A 17,661-nucleotide genomic window follows, 5' to 3' on the forward strand; every position below is an offset into this window, starting at 1 on the left:
AACACTTGATTTAGCACATTTAGAGTAAATGGGCTTAGATTGTTATTGTCTAAGCCCGGTAAAATACAATATATGTTTTCGTAGGAAATTATGGTGTTCAATTTCTTAGATATGGGGTGTGCAGAGGGGATTCCCCTTTGCCGTATTCAGGAAGGTGCTCAGCCTGCATTGCAGGCGTCGAAGGAAACCTAGGGTTTCCTAGCGAAAACAAATTGCCGATAGGTAACTTTGTTCAGGGGGGCTGCATAGGATGGATAAATATTGTTTTTTGCGAGAGGCAAAATCTGATGTCCTTGTAGAAGAAAAATTGAGTGGAGATCTGGTTAGCAGGCTAAAATTTTTGGTTTTTGGTCATACTTTACAGGGAAGGCAGAGAATTATCCATTCAGGGAATGAAGAAAATTTTCAAAACATATCTATAAATGGAAAAAAAGTACATCTATGATCATGTCCGATTTTGAAATAACTTGCAGGAATCTGGCATAAAAATGTAGAAGTATTCATTAGGTAATAGGTAAAGGTTTTGGCATCAGATGTATATTTTTTAAAAGATTTTTCAGCGTATCAAAAAGTTATGAAACAAAATTCATGTTAGCCACGTCTAATATTTTGAACTTAAGAAATATTTTTTACAATGTATAGAATAATTACAAGATACGACAATAATGGTCTATCAGCTATCGGCCACAAACCAATAAGGGGGATACAAAGGATGCGTCCAGATTGGGATCAATATTTCATGGAGATGGCAGAGCATGCCAAGACACGCTCTACCTGCAGCAGAAGACAGGTAGGTGCTGTGATTGTAAAAAATAAGCGAATCCTATCTACAGGGTATAATGGTGCACCGTCAGGTACGGCACATTGTCTAGATATAGGATGTATGCGTGAAAAACTTGGTATTCCATCAGGTGAAAGACACGAATTATGCAGAGGGCTACATGCGGAGCAAAATGCAATTATACAAGCGGCATATCATGGAGTAAGTATTGAAGGTGCCACCCTTTATGCATCCCTACAACCATGTGTTTTGTGTGCAAAGATGGCGATCAATGCAGGGATTGTTAAGATTGTTTTTAAAGGAAATTATCCCGATGCCCTTTCTATGGAGATGTTGAAAGAAGCAGGGATTGAATTAATACAATTTGATAACATTTAGCGTTTAGACATTGATTTTCAAAAGGCTTTCATGTACAATTACTCTGTAAACCTATGTCTAATAAGGAGTGTTCTTTGTGAGCAAATACTGGATAGTATTTTTAATAGCTGCAATCGTTTCATTAGTGATGACACCGTTAGCAAGAAAGCTGGCCTTTAAAATTGGAGCTATCGATGTGCCAAAGGATGACCGCCGTGTACATAAGACACCAATTCCAAGGCTTGGAGGATTGGCCATCTATCTAGGGGTTGTGGTCAGTGTGCTACTTATGTTACCCCTTAGTAAAACCATCGTGGGTATGCTGGTCGGAGGTACCTTGATTGTGGCCATGGGGATTGTGGATGATATCAAGCCTTTGTCAGCCAAGACCAAGCTGGCAGGACAAATTATTTGCGCATTGATTTTGGTATATTGTGGGATGAGAATTGGTAAATTCAATATTCCTTTTATAGAAGGTGCAGAGATTTATTTAGGATATCTGAGTATACCTGTAACGATCTTTTGGATTGTAGGGATCACCAATACGGTAAACCTGATTGATGGATTAGATGGATTGGCAGCAGGGGTATCTATGATTGCAGCCCTTTCTCTATCTTATGTAGCCCATGTCAATGATCTTCACTGGATTCCTTGGGTGGTTGATGCCAATGGAGGCTCCAATGCTGCTATCATGACTTTGGCCATCGCTGGTGCTTGTTTAGGCTTTTTACCTTACAATTTTAATCCTGCAAAGATTTTCATGGGAGATACAGGATCTCTCTTTTTAGGATATATGCTTTCTGGGATCTCTATTTATGGTGCGATCAAAGGGGCTACAGCTTTCGCCACGTTTGTTCCAGTATTGGCATTGGGGCTGCCGATCTTTGATACAGCCTTTGCAATTTTAAGAAGAGCTTTGAATGGGAAGCCTATTATGGAACCAGATAAGGGACACTTGCATCACAGATTGCTTTCTACAGGAATGGGGCAAAAAAGAACAGTATTGGTATTGTATGCCATTAGTGCTGCCCTAGGCCTTAGTGCAGGCTTCATGTCCAGCAGCAAGATGCTTGATGCATTGGTTATTCTATTTATAGCAAGTGGCATGATGTATATGACCGTTGGTATCCCAAAATTCCAGAAGCACAAAAGTACTTTGAAAGAATAACGCCAGGAAGCATATTCCTGGTTTTTTCTTAGAAAGAGGTGGAATATATGAGCAAAATAAAAATCATGTCCATATTTGGGACAAGACCGGAGGCCATTAAGATGGCACCTGTGGTAAAAGAACTAGAGAAGCATGAGGGGATCGAATCCATTGTGTGCGTCACAGCCCAGCATCGGGAAATGTTGGATCAAGTACTGGATTTGTTTCAGATCAAGCCCGATTATGATTTGAATATCATGAAGGCTGGACAAACCTTGAGTGAAATTACATCTCGGGTATTGTTGGGACTGGAAGAAGTCATCAAAGAAGTACGACCCCACATGGTGTTGGTTCATGGGGATACGACGACGACCTTTGCAGGAGCGTTGGCCGCTTTTTATCAGCAGGTGAAGGTAGGACACGTGGAAGCAGGGTTACGAAGTGGAAATATTTATTCTCCCTATCCAGAGGAAGCCAACCGCATGCTGACGGGGAGACTAACCCATCTGCACTTTGCACCTACCCAAGGGAATAAGAAAAATCTATTGGCAGAGGGAATCAAAGAAGAAAATATCGTCTTGACAGGAAACACCGTCATCGATGCCCTATTACAGGTGATCAAAGAGGATTATCGTTTTGAGAATGAATTGTTAAATCAATTGGATTATAAAAATAAGAAGATCATTCTGATGACAGCCCATCGTAGAGAAAACCTGGGAGAACCTATGATGAATATTTTTTCTGCCATTCGCGAAGTGGCCGATCAAAATGAGGAGATAGAGATTGTATTCCCGATCCACCTAAATCCACAGGTAAGAAATCTGGCTGCTGAAATTCTAGGAAATACAAAGAATATACATATCATAGAACCGTTGGATTATGAGCCCTTTGCCAACCTTCAAGGAAGGTCCTATATGCTGTTGACCGATTCAGGAGGCATTCAAGAGGAGGCACCAGCTTTAGGTAAGCCTGTGTTGGTATTAAGAACAGAAACGGAGCGTCCAGAGGCTGTGGAGGCTGGCACCGTAAAAATTGCAGGGGTGGAAAAGAATAGAATTGTAGCCCTCATGGAAGAGTTGATCCATGATAAGGTAGCCTATGACCAAATGGCCAATGCGGTAAATCCCTATGGAGATGGAAAAGCCGCCCAAAGGACCGTAGCAGCGATTTTAGAGTATTTTAAGGATGAGAATTGTTAGAAAATATTAAGATTCATTGTTGAGCCTAGAATGACATCTTCTGTAGAATAATATAAAACTATGATAGTGCAAAGCCTTTGTATCTGTCATCCTGAGTGATAGCGAAGGATCTTTAGGAGAGAAAAATGTTCTAGGAAGGTGAGTATTATGTACTATGTTTATATTCTTACAAATTTGTCAAACAAGGTTCTTTATACGGGTATAACGAATAATCTTGAAAGACGACTATATGAACATAAGCATAAGCTGATCAAAGGATTTACAGAAAAATATAATGTGAATAAATTAATATACTTTGATAGTACAACTGATGTTAAATCAGCAATTGCAAGGGAAAAACAGATTAAGGGTTGGACAAGACGTAAGAAGGTTGAGTTGATAGAAAGTGTAAATCCTCTATGGAAAGACTTATCCGAGGATTTTAAGAATTGAGATTTTGATAAAAAAAGATCACTGAAAAGCTAAGATTTTGTCATTCTGAATGGAACGAAGTGGAATGAAAAATCTCTAAAGCTTTTATAAATACTCAGATTCTTCGCTGCGCTCAGAATGACACATAGGGGGGGAGATTCCTTAGGACAAAATGTTGTTTTCCGCATCATAAAAAATTTATTCAAGCCTATTGAAAAAGGTCTTCTAAGGTAATAAAATAGAATTGTATCATATGAATAGAATAGATTCGAAGTCCACGATACGGTGGGCCTCAAATCTTATCCAAGGGGGTAACCCTGTGAAGACATATAGTGAAGATACTGTGTATTTCATTTCCTACGCAAAACTGCCGGGGGAGATGCCCGCAGCCAATCTCCATAAGGTAGTAGGCGTGGGTTTGATTATTCACAAGGATACAGGTATCATTGAAGACTCTTCCTGTACGTTGATTACGGAGGAGGCAAGAGCCTTTTTAAAGCAACTCCTTGTAGGTCATAACCTCCACACCGAAGGAATTGATGGGCTGATTGAAAAGGTAAAATATCGATTCCATGGCTTGTCTCAGAAGGCCATCTGTGTAGCCCTAAAAGCTACTTATGACCGATACATGACTTGGAGAAGTGAAATGAATATTTGAAAAAGACTGCTTTCCTTGCAGTGATTGTGCAACCCACAATGACTAAGTGAGTAAAATCCAGTGCGAAACATTTAAGGGAAAACCTTAAGCTGTTTTTGTGCTGGATTTTTTATTGGTGTTAGTGGATAGAGGTTAGTAGTTAGTGGTATAGAATTACTCGATCAGAATGATTTTACAAACTCGGATAAGATATCAGATAACATGATATATAAAATAAACTTTTTAAATGCTCTTAAGGTTTTTATCCACTAACGACTAACAACTAACTACTAACTAGACTTTGATAAGCATGCAGTAAGAAAACAAAAAACCACTACCTTATTTAAGATCAAAGGAGGTCAACAAACAATGAGTCAAAACAAAGCTCCAAAGAACAATGTTTTTTATCGGAATCAAAATTGGCATTATCCCAAAATAGATAGAGGGGAAGGGATTTATCTATTTGACGTTAATGGTAAGCGGTATATAGATGCTTGTTCTGGATCTGCTGTGGCCAACATTGGTCATGGAAATCAGGAAATAGCAGCCTATACTGCGGAGCAGATGAAGAGGATTGCCTTCACTCATCTGTCTAGATGGACGGTGGATACCATAGAGGAATGTGCGGCCAAGGTGGCGGAATGGACACCTGGAGATTTAAACCATGTATATTTTGTTTCCGGTGGTTCTGAGGCCACAGAAACAGCCATTAAGATGGCTAGGCAGTATTTCACCGAACGGGATGGCAAAGAGACGAAAAAGTGGAAGGTGATCTCAAAATGGCATGCTTTCCATGGCAATACCATGGGAGCTCTTTCCATGACAGGCATACCTGAGAGAAGAAGGATCTATGAGCCAATGCTATTGGACTTTCCTAAGGCGCCACAGTTCTATCATTATCGCAACCCTTGGGGCTGTGAGACTTTGGAAGAGACCAGTATTAGAGCAGCTCAAGCCTTAGAATCGGAAATATTAAAACAAGGAGCAGAAAATATTGCAGCCTTCATTACAGAGCCTGTGGTAGGTGCAGCTTGTCCCGGTATTCATCCCACAAGGATATATTTTGAAATGGTACGAGAAATCTGCAATCGATATGACGTATTGCTTATCGTAGATGAAGTAATGGCTGGTTTTGGAAGGACAGGGAAAAAGTTTGGCGTGGATCATTATGGCATAATACCTGATATCATCACAGCTGCCAAGGGAATGAGCTGTGGTTACACACCTATGGGTGCTGCCATCGCATCTCAGAAGATATTTGACACCATCATGGTTGAAGGCTCTGGACAATTTATTCATGGGCATACTTACGCAGGCAATCCTCTGTCCTGTGGCATCGCAGCCAAGGTGATGGAGATCCTGGAACGGGGCCATGTGGTAGAAAACGCAGAAACCCAAGGGGAATACTTCATGGAAAAACTTCATAGTTTGTATCAGTATCCGATCGTAGGAGATATCCGAGGAAAAGGTTTAATGATAGGGATAGAGTTTGTGAAGGATCAGAAAACAAAGGAACCTTTTGAAGCCCAACAAAATATTAAAGGAAAGTTCACTGCAAATTGTATGGAAGAAGGTATCGTTCCATATCCAGGCGGTGGCGCCGTAGACGGCATCCACGGAGATCACGTCCTCATCGCCCCACCATTGAGCATTACGAGAGAACAGATCGACGAGCTGTTTGAAGGATTAGAAAGAGGGATTAGAAGAACGGTGGAAGAATTCGCTACTCGCTAATCGTGTGCAGTTTGAGTAGGGACGGACGACTCTGTCCGTCCACAGAGATAATCAAAACATAGACGGGTGGACAGGGGCGTCCACCCCTACGGCCATTAGGTTTCTCTTGATGCATTACAAAATATCACATAGTGTTTCAACAGAGTTTGTTAAAAAAGTGAACAGCGAGAAGTCAGAAACAAGTATAAATCCGTGAAACCATGTACCGTGCACCGCGAACCGAGATTTTATAAATAGTAAAGGGGGAATTAATCCATGGAAAAACTCATTATCACCATCGCACCTACAGGAAATGTGCCTACAAAGGCGATGAATCCCAGCGTGCCTATAACGGTAGAGGAGATTGTGAAGGATATAGAAGCATGTCATGAAAAGGGAGCAGCCATTGCTCATATTCATGTCAGGGACGCGCAAGGACATCCTACTAGTGAAAGATCCATATTCAAGGAAGTTCTGGAGCGATTGGATCAGGAAAGAATCGATGTAATCAAGCAGGTGTCCACCGGAGCCAGGGGCGGAGAAAATACGGTGGATTGGCGTGGGCAGATGCTGGATCTCAATGCCCATATGGCCAGTTTGTCTACGGGATCATCTAACTTTCCCAATAGTGTAAATGCCAATGGACCAGATTTGATTGAGGCATTAGCAAACAAGATGCATGCCAATGGAATAAAGCCAGAGATTGAAGCCTTCGATGTGGCCATGATCTCCAATGCAAAAAAACTTTTGAAGAAAGGTATATTGAAAGGCCCTCTCCATTTTAATCTGGTGATGAATGTACCTGGATCCATCGAGGGAACACCAAAAAATCTTCTCTTTATGACAGAAAACTTGCCGGAGGACTCTACTTGGACGGTTTCAGGCATCGGGAGATCACAAATTACCATGCTAACCATGGCGATCTTGATGGGAGGGCATGTACGAACAGGATTAGAGGATGTACTGGAAGTGGAAAAGGGGATTCCAACCACCAATCCGATGTTGGTGGAACGTATCGTTAGCATTGCCAAGGCGATTGGCCGAGAAATTGCATCGACAGAAGATGCAAAAAGAATTTTAGGAATTTTGTAGCGGCAGACGACCCTGTCTAGTTGTTTTGCCATAGGCTTTAGACAAACACGCAGATCTGCCTCTATTAGCGGCATAAAATTAATTTATTAAAAATTTCTCTTGAAGTGTCATTCTGAGCGGTAGCGAAGAATCTGGGTGGATATAAGTTGAGATTTTGAAGTCTTTGGGTGAATTCCTTGTTGGGTCTGAGATCCTTCGGCTGCGTTTCACTTCGCTCAGGATGACAAGTTATGAAGTAGGTTGTTGGCCCCTACGAATGCCAGTAAAAAGATATAGGTTTTGCTTCTATAAGAGGAGCGAATGGTGGAACCAAATATTTATAATTTTCAGCAATTGTGATAAAATGTACATGGAACAAATTGAACAAGGAGGTGGTTCCCATGGATAAAGTGAAGACAATAGATCAAGCCATGGAATACATAAAAGACGGTATGACTGTGATGATCGGTGGTTTTCTAGGTACAGGAACGCCAGAAACATTTATAGATTATCTCCTTAAAAAAGGTGTGAAGGACCTAACAATTATCGGGAATGATACTGGATTTCCTGAAAAGGGTATTGGAAGATTGGTTGTCAACAAGCAAGTAAAGAAAGTCATTGTTTCCCATATTGGTACAAATCCTGAAACAGGGGAGCAGATGCATGCAGGAGAATTGGAAGTGGTATTGGTACCCCAGGGAACATTGGCAGAGCAGGTTCGCGCTGCTGGTGCAGGTTTAGGTGGTGTCTTAACGCCGACAGGGGTAGGTACCATTGTGGAGGAAGGTAAGCAGAAGGTTGAAATTGATGGAAAAACCTATTTGATGGAGCTAGCTTTACGGGCAGATGTGGCTTTGATCAAGGGGGCAAAGGTAGACAAGAAGGGAAATATCTATTATAACCATGCTGCGAGAAACTTTAATCCGTTGATGGCTATGGCGGCTGACCTGGTGATCGTGGAAGCAGAAGAATTGGTAGAGACGGGAGCGATCCATCCCAATGATGTTATGACGCCAGGACTCTTTGTGGATATGATTGTGGAAGGAGTGAAATAACATGGCGAACGTACGGGAAATCATAGCCAAGAGAGTAGCAAAGGAATTAAAGGATGGAGATGTAGTCAATCTAGGTATCGGACTTCCAACCATGGTGGCCAACTATGTGCCTGAAGGTGTAGATATTATTCTGCAATCGGAAAACGGTTTCGTGGGTATGGGACCCCAAGCCGAGGAGGGCAAGGAAATAAAAGATCTGGTGAACGCAGGAGGAATGAATGTAACCCTTCAGCCAGGGGCAGCCTTCTTTGACAGTGCCATGTCCTTTGCCATCATTCGTGGGGGACACGTAGCAGCCACTGTATTAGGTGCTCTACAGGTTGACCAGAAAGGGAATCTAGCCAACTGGATGATCCCTGGAAAGATGGTGCCTGGTATGGGTGGTGCTATGGATTTGGTATCTGGTGCGAAAAAGGTAATTGTAGCTATGGAGCATACTGCCAAGGGAAGCCCAAAGATCTTGAAGGAATGCACGTTGCCTTTGACAGCTGCCAACGAGGTAGATATGATCGTGACGGAGATGGGCGTCATGGTAGTAACCAATGAAGGACTTGTACTTACTGAAATCAATCCAGCATATACCATAGAGGATGTAAAGGCGGCTACTGAGGCAGAACTAATTATTGCTAAGGAACTCGAGGAGATGGAAGTATAGGAAGTAGAGATAGGTGTAAAAGGAGATAGGAGAAAGCTATAACTTAAGAGGGCCAATAAATTTAGAAATAATTTCAACCTATCATCTATTAAGCTGTCACAAATTTGCATAAATCCATATATTGGTGGGATACTAAATGCAGCTATCTGAAGACAGGATGGCTGTATTTTACAGTTTTGTCGTTCAATTCACTTCGGTAAAAAAAAGTTACAAAAAAGAAGGAAATCTAAAAAAAAAGTCGAAATTTAGTAGTTGTAGTTTCGATACTTTGTTAATTTAATGACAAAAAAGTGCTCATAAATATTCTAAATTGCTTGTATATTTACTTAGTAGTGCTATAATAAAAAAGAGGAGGATTTATATGGACAATAGAGACATGAAGTTCCTAAAGAATCTTTCTCTTTTAACGTATATAGGGCTAGCTATGATTATTCCAATTATGGCAGGATTTCTTCTTGGAAATATAATCGATAGAAAGATCCAATCAGGAAATGCTTTTATGATTATCTTCACGATGATCGGAATAGCGGCCTCGTTTTTTAACGTATATAAAATTATCATGAAATCGATGGATAAGAAATAAATACAAAAATACCTTTGTTTTTCGTAAACTATATATAAATTGTTATCACTATATACATATTTCGGTTAGCTGTTAAAGGTTAGAAGTTGTAAGTAAAAACTCGGAAGTATTTATGAGTATTTACCGACTACTGACTAACGTCTAACTTCTATCCTTCAAAAGGAAGGTCTTTTGGCTTATGATGGGATATACATGGGACATACAGATTAAGATTGTAAAATATACGATATTAATGATGATACTAATTGCTGTTGCTGCTGCCATGTCTTTTCAAGAACCGAGGCCTTTTATTTATGCCTTGATATTTGGAACGTTAATTAGCATATTAAATTTCAGAAATTTAGCTTTGACCATTGAAAAGGCAGTAACCATGAACCCAGGTCATGCCCAGGTTTATGCAAGTTCCAAATACTTTATCCGTTTTTTCATAAATGCTGTGGTGATTTTTGTTTGTATCAAGGCTGATTATTTAAATGTTCTAGGGGCAGTACTAGGTTTGTTTACCATTAAGTTTGTTATTATTGGTACAAACCTATATGATACATTATTTATCAAAAGAATCTTTAAAAGAAAGGAGGAAGAATAGTGGAAGGAGGATTTGGCCCAAGAGTCATATTTGAGTTACCAGGAGGCATTCCGGTTACGGAAACTGTAACTACTACTTGGATCATAATGGCGGTTCTGACCATTTTTGCATTTGTTGCAACCAGACGGTTTGACAAAGTGCCAAAGGGACTGCAAAATGTGATTGAACTATTAGTAGACATGGTATACAAACTCACTGCTCAGACCATGGGAGAAGACAAAAAGGCGTTTGCACCATACATTGGTACGCTTATGATGTACCTAATTTGTGCGAATCTTGCAGGGTTGTTCGGTTTTAGACCACCGACAGCTGATGTCAATACGACTATGGCTTTGGCCCTACTAACATTTTTTATGATCCATTTCTTCGGAATGAAGCGAAAAGGAGTTGGCACTTATCTAAAAGGTTTCTTACAACCTTTCCCGGTAATGCTTCCATTGAACATTATTGGTGAACTTGCAACTCCAATTTCACTATCATTCCGTCTCTTCGGTAATATTGTTGGAGGGCTTATCATCATGAACTTGCTTTATGGAGCCCTAGCAGGCCTGAGTACAAACTTAGGCATAGCGATTCCTGTTTTCCAAACCGGGATCCCAGCGGTATTACACCTGTATTTTGACGTGTTTGCAGGAGTCTTGCAATCCTTTATCTTTGCCATGCTGACGATGGTATTCGTCTCAGGTGCAATGGATTAAGACGTCCTAGGTAGGGAGAACGCATTTAGCTGAAGGAGGACAAATGAATATGGAAGATGCCAATTTTATTGTTAAGTTCCTTAACTGGCTGATGACATTTGACCGTAAAGCTCTGATTCTCTCGGCTTCGGCGATTGGGGCAGGTGTTGCCATGATTGCTGGAATCGGACCAGGGATAGGTCAAGGATATGCAGCAGGTAAAGGGGCAGAGGCGGTGAGCATTAATCCAAAGGCTGGTAAACAGGCTACACTGGTAATGCTATTAGGAGCTGCCGTTGCAGAAACTTCGGGCATATTGGCACTAGTTGTTTCATTAATTCTATTGTTTGGTAATCCTATTGTTACGCAGGAGGGTGCAGTGATCATTCTTGCTGCTTCAGCAATAGGGGCTGGAATTTCCATGATTGCAGGAATTGGGCCTGGCATAGGGCAGGGATATGCAGCCGGTAAAGGTACTGAAGCCACCGGACGGCGACCTGAATATCAATCCAGTGTCATCAGAGCCATGTTCCTGGGCCAAGCGGTAGCGCAAACAACTGGTATATATGCACTGATAATAGCTTTGGTGCTCATGTTCGCAAATCCATTAGTGAAATTATTATAGATATAATGGAGGAGTAATGTTTGTACATAACTGTAGAAGCATTTATTCTATACGTGAAACATGTAGTGATGCATCATGCATATCATCTAAAGATATGCTATACAAAAAAAGATATTATCTTATTATCTGTTGAATAGAAAAAGGAGGAAAATTATTATGGAACCAATTACAGGAAAAGCGTTAATATTAGCATGTTCAGCAATCGGAGCAGGTTTAGCGATGATCGCAGGTATAGGACCTGGTATCGGTCAGGGATATGCCGCAGGTAAAGGTGCTGAAGGGGTAGGTAGACAGCCAGAAGCACAAGGTGATATTGTAAGAACGATGTTACTTGGAGCTGCCGTAGCAGAGACAACAGGTATTTACGGATTAATCATAGCATTGATTCTTCTATTCGCAAATCCATTGGTGGGACTTCTATAATTGATAGAAGAAATGGAGATGGTAAAGACCATCTCCTGCTTATGATGATCCCTTGAGAAAGGAGGCAGTATCCAAATGGTGGTAAAGGCAGGATTAGTAGAAATAGGCTGGACCTTGGTGTTTCAGTTAATCAATACAATTATAATATTTTTAATATTAAGAAAGTTGTTGTTTAAGCCAGTCTCTGAAATGATGGCAGGAAGACAAAACGCTATTGCGGAGTCTATTAAAGAGGCGGAAAACAAGAATAAAGAAGCAGACCAGCTGAAGCTAGAATATCAAAGAAAGCTTGAAGGCGCTCATGCAGAAGGAAGAGAGCTTATCAAGGATGCTTCCAAGAGAGCTGATGCTAGGGCTGACGAAATTATTATCCAAGCTCAACAAGAAGCGATGAAAATAAAGGATAGAGCCGAAGCAGACATTCAAAGAGAAAAGCAGAAGGCTGCTAACATGATGAAGGAAGAGTTGGCTGCACTAGCAGTAATGGCTGCTGGTAAAATTATAGGTAAAGATCTTGATGAAAAGGGTCATGATAAGCTCATCAAGGATTTTATCGATGAGGTAGGGGAAACAACATGGTCGAATTAGTTGCAAAAACCTATGCAGAGGCTTTGTTTAGCGTCGCCCTGGAACTGAACCAGTTGGATCAGTACGGGCAAGAACTAGATTTTGTGATGGAAAGCTTTAAAGAACATACTGACTTCTATGAGCTATATAAAACGCCTAGAATCAGCAATGAAGAAAAAAAGCAGATTATCGAAGCTGTTTTCCAAGGAAAGCTGAGCGCTGAAATCATGAATTTCTTGAAAATTCTTTCTGACAAAAGAAGAACCAATGTCATTGAGGCGATTGTGAAAGATTATCACAAGCTGGCACATGAACACCAAAACATTGTGGAGGCGGTAGCTGTCACAACGGTGCCATTAAAGAATGAAGATAAAGTCGCGCTGGAAGAAAAGCTTTCTAAAATGACGGGTAAGAAAATTATCCTGAAAAATGAAATGGATCAAACCATCATTGGTGGAATGCTAATCAGAATGGGAGATAAAGTAATAGATGGCACAGTTCAAGGCAGATTAAGTAAGCTAAGAGAAAGCCTTGCACAAATAATAGTTTAGGTGATAGGGGTGAAAGACAATGAATCTCAGACCTGAAGAAATCAGCTCAATTATTAAAGAGCAGATCAAGAGATATGAGAACAAGCTTCAAGTTACAGATATCGGTACTGTTATTCAAGTAGGAGACGGTATCGCCAGAATACATGGATTAGAAAAGTGTATGGCCGGAGAATTGTTGGAATTCCCGGGCGGTGTATACGGAATGACATTGAACCTTGAAGAGGATAACGTTGGATGCGTATTATTGGGATCTGACGACAATATCAAGGAGGGTGACATTGTAAAGCGTACGGAAAGAATCGTGGAAGTACCTGTAGGAGATGCATTGATTGGTCGTGTTGTAAATGCGTTGGGTCAGGCTATCGATGGCAAAGGACCTATCAAATCAGACAAATACAGACCGATCGAGGCCAATGCACCAGGTGTAATCGATAGAAAATCTGTACACCAGCCGCTACAAACGGGTATCAAGGCCATCGATGCCATGATTCCAATCGGCAGAGGCCAAAGAGAGTTGATTATCGGAGATAGACAAACAGGTAAGACGGCGATTGCCATCGATACGATCTTAAACCAAAAAGAAGAGAACGTAATCTGTATTTATGTAGCCATCGGACAAAAGAAGTCCACAGTTGCTAATATCATGAAGACCTTGGAAGATAGAGGAGCGATGGATTATACCATCATCGTATCTGCAACGGCTAGTGAACTTGCACCATTGCAATATATTGCACCATATGCCGGTGTTGCTATGGCAGAGGAATTTATGTATGCAGGCAAGGATGTGCTCATCATCTATGATGACTTATCAAAGCATGCCGTGGCGTATCGTGCCATGTCTCTGTTACTTCGTCGTCCACCAGGACGTGAGGCCTATCCAGGGGACGTATTCTACCTTCATAGTAGATTATTGGAGCGTGCTGCAAAATTAAGTGATGCGCTGGGCGGTGGTTCTATTACGGCATTACCGCTGATCGAAACCCAGGCAGGGGACGTATCGGCATATATTCCAACCAACGTAATTTCCATTACCGATGGACAGATCTTCCTAGAGACTGAATTGTTCTTTGCTGGTCAACGTCCTGCGGTAAATGCTGGTATCTCCGTATCCCGTGTAGGTGGAGATGCTCAGATTAAGGCAATGAAAAAGGTTGCAGGTAAAATAAAGCTTGAATTGGCTCAATATAGAGAATTGGCAGCATTTGCCCAATTCGGTTCAGAGTTGGATAAGGATACCCAGGAAAGATTGGCTCAAGGGGAAAGAATCCTTGAAATCTTGAAACAGCCACAATATGCTCCTGTAAAAGTAGAGCATCAGGTAATGATTATCTATGCGGTAATCAACAAATATTTAGCCGATATCCCTGTAACGGCGGTAAAGCGATTCGAAGAAGAATTCTTACGTTTCATGGATGGCAAATATGCAGAAGTTGGTGCTTCTATCAAGAGCACAGGCGTAATGTCTGATGAGATGGAGAGCAAACTAAAAACCGCAATTGAAGAATTCAAAGGACAGTTTAAGTTAGAGATATAGATGTTGTCAGTTGTCGGTTATCGGTTGTCAGTTATTTGTTAGGGTCAGAAAGCTTTTAGATCTTTAACCGTCAACTGTAAACTGTCAACTAGTAACCGTTCACGGGAGGTGAGCAACGAAGTGGCAGGAATGGGAATGCGTGATATCAAGCGCAGAATCAAAAGTGTAAACAGCACAAAACAAATTACAAAGGCGATGGAGATGGTTTCTTCTGCAAAGCTAAGGCGTGCCCGGGAAAGAGTAGAAAAAACCAGACCCTATTTCGATACAATCACAGCCACGGTACAAGATATCTTTTCCAGTTCCGGTGGTGTCAAGCACCCTTTTGTCAATGAGAGGGAAATTAAGAAGACATGTTATATTGTCATTACCGCAGACAGAGGCCTTGCGGGAGGCTATAATACCAATGCGATCAAGACAGCTGTATCTCATATGCAGGAAAAAGAGTCTGTATCTGTGATTACAGTAGGGAAAAAGGCAAGAACTTACTTCAAGAAAAGAAATTATGATTTCGACGGAGAGTTTGTGCAGATTTCTGAAAATCCTAGTTACACGGATGCGAAACAAATCAGCAACCTTGTGCTACAGCTCTACGAAAAAGAAATGGCGGATGAGGTGTATCTCGTATACACCCAGTTCGTGAGTACGATTTCTCAGAAGCCTGAAGTGATCAGATTATTACCTTTGGCGGGAGACAAAAAGGAAAAGGATGCAAACAAAGAGTTTGAGTATGTATCCTATGAACCATCTCCTGAGGACGTATTGGATTATTTGATACCAAAGTATATAGAGAGTACGGTTTTTGGTGCCCTGGTAGAATCCGCAGCATCCTATCAAGGGGCTACTAAGGTAGCGATGGAAAATGCTACGGATAGTGCAGAAGAAATGATTGGCAGCTTGACTTTAAGCTATAACAGAGCACGTCAAGCGGCGATCACCCAAGAAATCGCTGAAATCGTAGGCGGTGCCGAAGCACTGAAATAGTCATCAGCGACAAGGAAAACGAAAGGATGTGAAAGCGAATGGCGCAAAATATCGGAAAAGTGGTCCAAATCATTGGACCAGTTTTGGATATAAAATTTAGCTCAGATAACCTTCCAAGGCTGCAAAATGCAATTGAAGTAACGGCTGGTGATAGAAAAGTAGTGGCAGAGGTTGCACAGCACATTGGAGACGATACAGTTCGATGCATCGCCATGTCCTCTACAGATGGACTGATTCGAGGAATGGACGCAGTAGATACAGGGGCTGCCATATCTGTTCCTGTAGGAAAGGCTACCCTAGGTAGATTATTTAACGTATTGGGAGAACCTATCGATCAAAAAGGTGCGGTTCCGACGAAGGAAACATCACCGATTCATAGGCCAGCCCCTGCTTTCGAAGACCAAGAAACATCTACTCAAATCTTTGAAACAGGCATCAAGGTTATCGACTTGATCGCACCTTATGCAAAGGGTGGTAAGGTAGGTCTATTCGGGGGTGCCGGCGTTGGAAAAACGGTATTGATTCAGGAGTTGATCAACAACATTGCAAAAGAGCACGGTGGATTGTCTGTATTTGCAGGTGTTGGTGAAAGAACGAGAGAAGGTAACGACCTTTATCATGAAATGATTGATTCAGGCGTTATTGACAAAACAACCATGGTATTCGGTCAGATGAATGAGCCACCAGGAGCGAGAATGCGCGTAGCCCTTTCAGGATTGACTATGGCAGAGTATTTCAGAGATAAGGAAGGTCAGGACGTACTTCTATTCATCGATAATATCTTTAGATTTACCCAAGCGGGTTCAGAGGTATCCGCGCTGTTGGGCCGTATGCCAAGTGCCGTTGGTTATCAGCCGACTTTGGCAACAGAGATGGGCGCTTTACAGGAAAGAATTACTTCTACTAAGAAGGGATCTATCACCTCTGTACAGGCTGTATATGTGCCAGCGGATGACTTGACTGACCCCGCTCCAGCTACGACCTTTGCCCACTTAGATGCGACGACAGTACTTTCTAGAGCGATTTCTGAGCTTGGTATTTACCCAGCGGTGGATCCACTGGATTCCACATCTAGAATCCTAGATCCGAATATCGTTGGAGAAGAACATTACAGAGTTGCCCGTGATGTACAGGAAGTACTTCAGAGATATAAGGAATTACAGGATATCATTGCAATCTTAGGTATGGATGAATTATCCGATGAAGATAAATTGGTGGTTGCCCGTGCGAGAAAGATCCAGAGATTCCTTTCTCAGCCTTTCCATGTGGCAGAACAGTTTACAGGTTCACCTGGTAAGTATGTACCACTGAAGGAAACCATCAGAGGATTTAGAGAAATCCTTGATGGTAAGCATGATGATATTCCAGAATCAGCTTTCTTATATGCTGGTACTATTGATGAAGTGGTAGAAAAAGCTAAGAAAGAAAGCTAATGGAGGTGAAGACATGGCTTCAGCCTTTCAACTGGAAATTGTAACACCCGATAGAAAATTTTATGAGGATGAGGTGGACATGGTGGTTGTAAGAACGACTGCCGGAGACCTGGGGATCCTAAAAAATCATATGTCTCTCGTGAGTCCGCTAGCAGTGGGAGCCATCAAGATCAAGAAAAATGGTGAGTATCTAGAAGCAGCTTGTGCCGGTGGTTTTGTTCAAGTCAGACAGGACAAGGCGACGATTATCACCGACTCTGCCGAGTGGCCAGCTGAGATCGATGTGGAGAGAGCGAAAAAAGCAGCAGAAAGGGCAGAAGATCGACTGAAGACGAAGTCATCTGAAATCGATATGATTCGTGCTCAGGCAGCATTGGATCGTGCCCTCAATCGATTGAGAGTCGCAAGAAGAGATTAATTTCATAAACCCTCGAACAATTATTGTTCGAGGGTTTATGATTTTTTTGACACAAAAAATGTTTAGACCAAGTTTGGGTAGGTATATATTAAATACAAAATATTCCTAACAAAAAAATATTATCCAAAATGAAAAGAGCAAACCATTCGAAAGGATGGGACGCAAAGCCAGGTATCTAAAGTATATTTGCTATATACTAAGATCGACCGACTGCCAGAGTATTCATGGCAGTCTTTTTGTTTGCTAGAAGCACA

The 17,661-nt window shown here is 41.5% G+C and carries 21 protein-coding genes, 1 pseudogene and 1 riboswitch; all 22 genes and pseudogenes read left to right on the forward strand.

The genetic code is table 11. The features are described 5' to 3' along the window. Positions 1 to 250 precede the first annotated feature (250 nt). The 22 genes and pseudogenes from HNQ80_RS11805 (at position 251) to HNQ80_RS11905 (ending at position 17,407) form a co-directional block, all read left to right on the forward strand. Entirely contained in the window at positions 251 to 445 is a 195-nt protein-coding gene (locus tag HNQ80_RS11805) for a hypothetical protein (protein WP_184310867.1), read from the forward strand. A 267-nt stretch (positions 446 to 712) separates the two neighbouring features. Further along, the gene (locus tag HNQ80_RS11810) at positions 713 to 1,159 is read left to right on the forward strand and encodes a deoxycytidylate deaminase (RefSeq protein WP_184310868.1); all 447 of its coding nucleotides are present in this window, start codon (positions 713 to 715) and stop codon (positions 1,157 to 1,159) included. 76 nt (positions 1,160 to 1,235) lie between these two features. Then, complete coding sequence (locus tag HNQ80_RS11815; protein ID WP_184310869.1) at positions 1,236 to 2,306, forward strand: glycosyltransferase family 4 protein; 1,071 nt, start codon at positions 1,236 to 1,238, stop codon at positions 2,304 to 2,306. A 47-nt stretch (positions 2,307 to 2,353) separates the two neighbouring features. Next, complete coding sequence (gene wecB / locus HNQ80_RS11820; protein ID WP_184310870.1) at positions 2,354 to 3,484, forward strand: non-hydrolyzing UDP-N-acetylglucosamine 2-epimerase; 1,131 nt, start codon at positions 2,354 to 2,356, stop codon at positions 3,482 to 3,484. 147 nt (positions 3,485 to 3,631) lie between these two features. Next, positions 3,632 to 3,916 (forward strand): GIY-YIG nuclease family protein, encoded by a 285-nt coding sequence (locus HNQ80_RS11825; protein ID WP_184310871.1) that lies wholly within the window; start codon positions 3,632 to 3,634, stop codon positions 3,914 to 3,916. 298 nt (positions 3,917 to 4,214) lie between these two features. Beyond that, positions 4,215 to 4,553: a DUF3870 domain-containing protein gene (locus HNQ80_RS11830; protein ID WP_184310872.1), complete on the forward strand. Its 339-nt coding sequence runs from the start codon at positions 4,215 to 4,217 to the stop codon at positions 4,551 to 4,553. Between the two features lie 348 nt (positions 4,554 to 4,901). Continuing rightward, positions 4,902 to 6,266, forward strand: a complete 1,365-nt coding sequence (locus HNQ80_RS11835) for an aspartate aminotransferase family protein (RefSeq protein WP_184310873.1) — start codon at positions 4,902 to 4,904, stop codon at positions 6,264 to 6,266. Positions 6,267 to 6,521: 255 nt separating this feature from the next. Next, positions 6,522 to 7,337, forward strand: coding sequence for a BKACE family enzyme (locus HNQ80_RS11840; RefSeq protein WP_184310874.1), 816 nt, complete (start codon positions 6,522 to 6,524; stop codon positions 7,335 to 7,337). A gap of 380 nt (positions 7,338 to 7,717) precedes the next feature. Next, positions 7,718 to 8,371, forward strand: a complete 654-nt coding sequence (gene atoD / locus HNQ80_RS11845) for an acetate CoA-transferase subunit alpha (protein ID WP_184310875.1) — start codon at positions 7,718 to 7,720, stop codon at positions 8,369 to 8,371. A 1-nt stretch (position 8,372) separates the two neighbouring features. Then, positions 8,373 to 9,026: a 3-oxoacid CoA-transferase subunit B gene (locus tag HNQ80_RS11850; RefSeq protein ID WP_184310876.1), complete on the forward strand. Its 654-nt coding sequence runs from the start codon at positions 8,373 to 8,375 to the stop codon at positions 9,024 to 9,026. 361 nt (positions 9,027 to 9,387) lie between these two features. Beyond that, positions 9,388 to 9,609: an AtpZ/AtpI family protein gene (locus tag HNQ80_RS11855; RefSeq protein ID WP_184310877.1), complete on the forward strand. Its 222-nt coding sequence runs from the start codon at positions 9,388 to 9,390 to the stop codon at positions 9,607 to 9,609. Positions 9,610 to 9,790: 181 nt separating this feature from the next. Further along, entirely contained in the window at positions 9,791 to 10,195 is a 405-nt protein-coding gene (locus HNQ80_RS11860; RefSeq protein ID WP_207726987.1) for an ATP synthase subunit I, read from the forward strand. Next, positions 10,195 to 10,893, forward strand: coding sequence for a F0F1 ATP synthase subunit A (gene atpB, locus HNQ80_RS11865; protein WP_184310879.1), 699 nt, complete (start codon positions 10,195 to 10,197; stop codon positions 10,891 to 10,893). The genes HNQ80_RS11860 and atpB overlap by 1 nt, the downstream gene beginning before the upstream one ends. Positions 10,894 to 10,984: 91 nt before the next feature. Then, a pseudogene (locus HNQ80_RS26765) lies at positions 10,985 to 11,236 on the forward strand (ATP synthase Fo subunit C); the annotation flags it as partial. A gap of 15 nt (positions 11,237 to 11,251) precedes the next feature. After that, the gene (atpE, locus tag HNQ80_RS26770) at positions 11,252 to 11,497 is read left to right on the forward strand and encodes an ATP synthase F0 subunit C (protein WP_456298210.1); all 246 of its coding nucleotides are present in this window, start codon (positions 11,252 to 11,254) and stop codon (positions 11,495 to 11,497) included. Between the two features lie 156 nt (positions 11,498 to 11,653). Beyond that, positions 11,654 to 11,920 (forward strand): ATP synthase F0 subunit C, encoded by a 267-nt coding sequence (gene atpE, locus HNQ80_RS11875; protein WP_184310881.1) that lies wholly within the window; start codon positions 11,654 to 11,656, stop codon positions 11,918 to 11,920. 75 nt (positions 11,921 to 11,995) lie between these two features. Further along, positions 11,996 to 12,508, forward strand: a complete 513-nt coding sequence (atpF, locus tag HNQ80_RS11880) for a F0F1 ATP synthase subunit B (protein ID WP_184310882.1) — start codon at positions 11,996 to 11,998, stop codon at positions 12,506 to 12,508. Beyond that, positions 12,496 to 13,038: a F0F1 ATP synthase subunit delta gene (locus tag HNQ80_RS11885; protein WP_184310883.1), complete on the forward strand. Its 543-nt coding sequence runs from the start codon at positions 12,496 to 12,498 to the stop codon at positions 13,036 to 13,038. The genes atpF and HNQ80_RS11885 overlap by 13 nt, the downstream gene beginning before the upstream one ends. Positions 13,039 to 13,057: 19 nt before the next feature. Next, a complete protein-coding gene (atpA, locus tag HNQ80_RS11890; protein ID WP_184310884.1) occupies positions 13,058 to 14,572 on the forward strand; it encodes a F0F1 ATP synthase subunit alpha in 1,515 nt (504 codons plus the stop codon). A 120-nt stretch (positions 14,573 to 14,692) separates the two neighbouring features. Continuing rightward, a complete protein-coding gene (gene atpG, locus HNQ80_RS11895; protein ID WP_334297386.1) occupies positions 14,693 to 15,556 on the forward strand; it encodes an ATP synthase F1 subunit gamma in 864 nt (287 codons plus the stop codon). Positions 15,557 to 15,594: 38 nt separating this feature from the next. Then, entirely contained in the window at positions 15,595 to 16,989 is a 1,395-nt protein-coding gene (atpD, locus tag HNQ80_RS11900; RefSeq protein WP_184310885.1) for a F0F1 ATP synthase subunit beta, read from the forward strand. A gap of 13 nt (positions 16,990 to 17,002) precedes the next feature. Further along, positions 17,003 to 17,407 carry a F0F1 ATP synthase subunit epsilon gene (locus HNQ80_RS11905; RefSeq protein WP_184310886.1) on the forward strand — a complete coding sequence of 135 codons (405 nt, stop codon included), beginning with the start codon at positions 17,003 to 17,005 and terminating at the stop codon, positions 17,405 to 17,407. Positions 17,408 to 17,533: 126 nt separating this feature from the next. Further along, positions 17,534 to 17,625, forward strand: a riboswitch (cyclic di-GMP riboswitch). The last annotated feature ends 36 nt before the right edge of the window (positions 17,626 to 17,661 follow it).

It is taken from the genome of Anaerosolibacter carboniphilus (genome assembly GCF_014205875.1).
Classification (GTDB): domain Bacteria; phylum Bacillota; class Clostridia; order Peptostreptococcales; family Thermotaleaceae; genus Anaerosolibacter; species Anaerosolibacter carboniphilus.

Coding starts and splice junctions, on each gene's coding strand:
- HNQ80_RS11805 (WP_184310867.1), top strand. CDS start 251: ATGGATAAATATTGTTTTTTGCGAGAGGCAAAATCTGATGTCCTTGTA.
- HNQ80_RS11810 (WP_184310868.1), top strand. CDS start 713: ATGCGTCCAGATTGGGATCAATATTTCATGGAGATGGCAGAGCATGCC.
- wecB (WP_184310870.1), top strand. CDS start 2,354: ATGAGCAAAATAAAAATCATGTCCATATTTGGGACAAGACCGGAGGCC.
- HNQ80_RS11825 (WP_184310871.1), top strand. CDS start 3,632: ATGTACTATGTTTATATTCTTACAAATTTGTCAAACAAGGTTCTTTAT.
- HNQ80_RS11835 (WP_184310873.1), top strand. CDS start 4,902: ATGAGTCAAAACAAAGCTCCAAAGAACAATGTTTTTTATCGGAATCAA.
- HNQ80_RS11840 (WP_184310874.1), top strand. CDS start 6,522: ATGGAAAAACTCATTATCACCATCGCACCTACAGGAAATGTGCCTACA.
- atoD (WP_184310875.1), top strand. CDS start 7,718: ATGGATAAAGTGAAGACAATAGATCAAGCCATGGAATACATAAAAGAC.
- HNQ80_RS11850 (WP_184310876.1), top strand. CDS start 8,373: ATGGCGAACGTACGGGAAATCATAGCCAAGAGAGTAGCAAAGGAATTA.
- HNQ80_RS11855 (WP_184310877.1), top strand. CDS start 9,388: ATGGACAATAGAGACATGAAGTTCCTAAAGAATCTTTCTCTTTTAACG.
- HNQ80_RS11860 (WP_207726987.1), top strand. CDS start 9,791: ATGGGATATACATGGGACATACAGATTAAGATTGTAAAATATACGATA.
- atpE (WP_184310881.1), top strand. CDS start 11,654: ATGGAACCAATTACAGGAAAAGCGTTAATATTAGCATGTTCAGCAATC.
- atpF (WP_184310882.1), top strand. CDS start 11,996: ATGGTGGTAAAGGCAGGATTAGTAGAAATAGGCTGGACCTTGGTGTTT.
- HNQ80_RS11885 (WP_184310883.1), top strand. CDS start 12,496: ATGGTCGAATTAGTTGCAAAAACCTATGCAGAGGCTTTGTTTAGCGTC.
- atpA (WP_184310884.1), top strand. CDS start 13,058: ATGAATCTCAGACCTGAAGAAATCAGCTCAATTATTAAAGAGCAGATC.
- atpD (WP_184310885.1), top strand. CDS start 15,595: ATGGCGCAAAATATCGGAAAAGTGGTCCAAATCATTGGACCAGTTTTG.
- HNQ80_RS11905 (WP_184310886.1), top strand. CDS start 17,003: ATGGCTTCAGCCTTTCAACTGGAAATTGTAACACCCGATAGAAAATTT.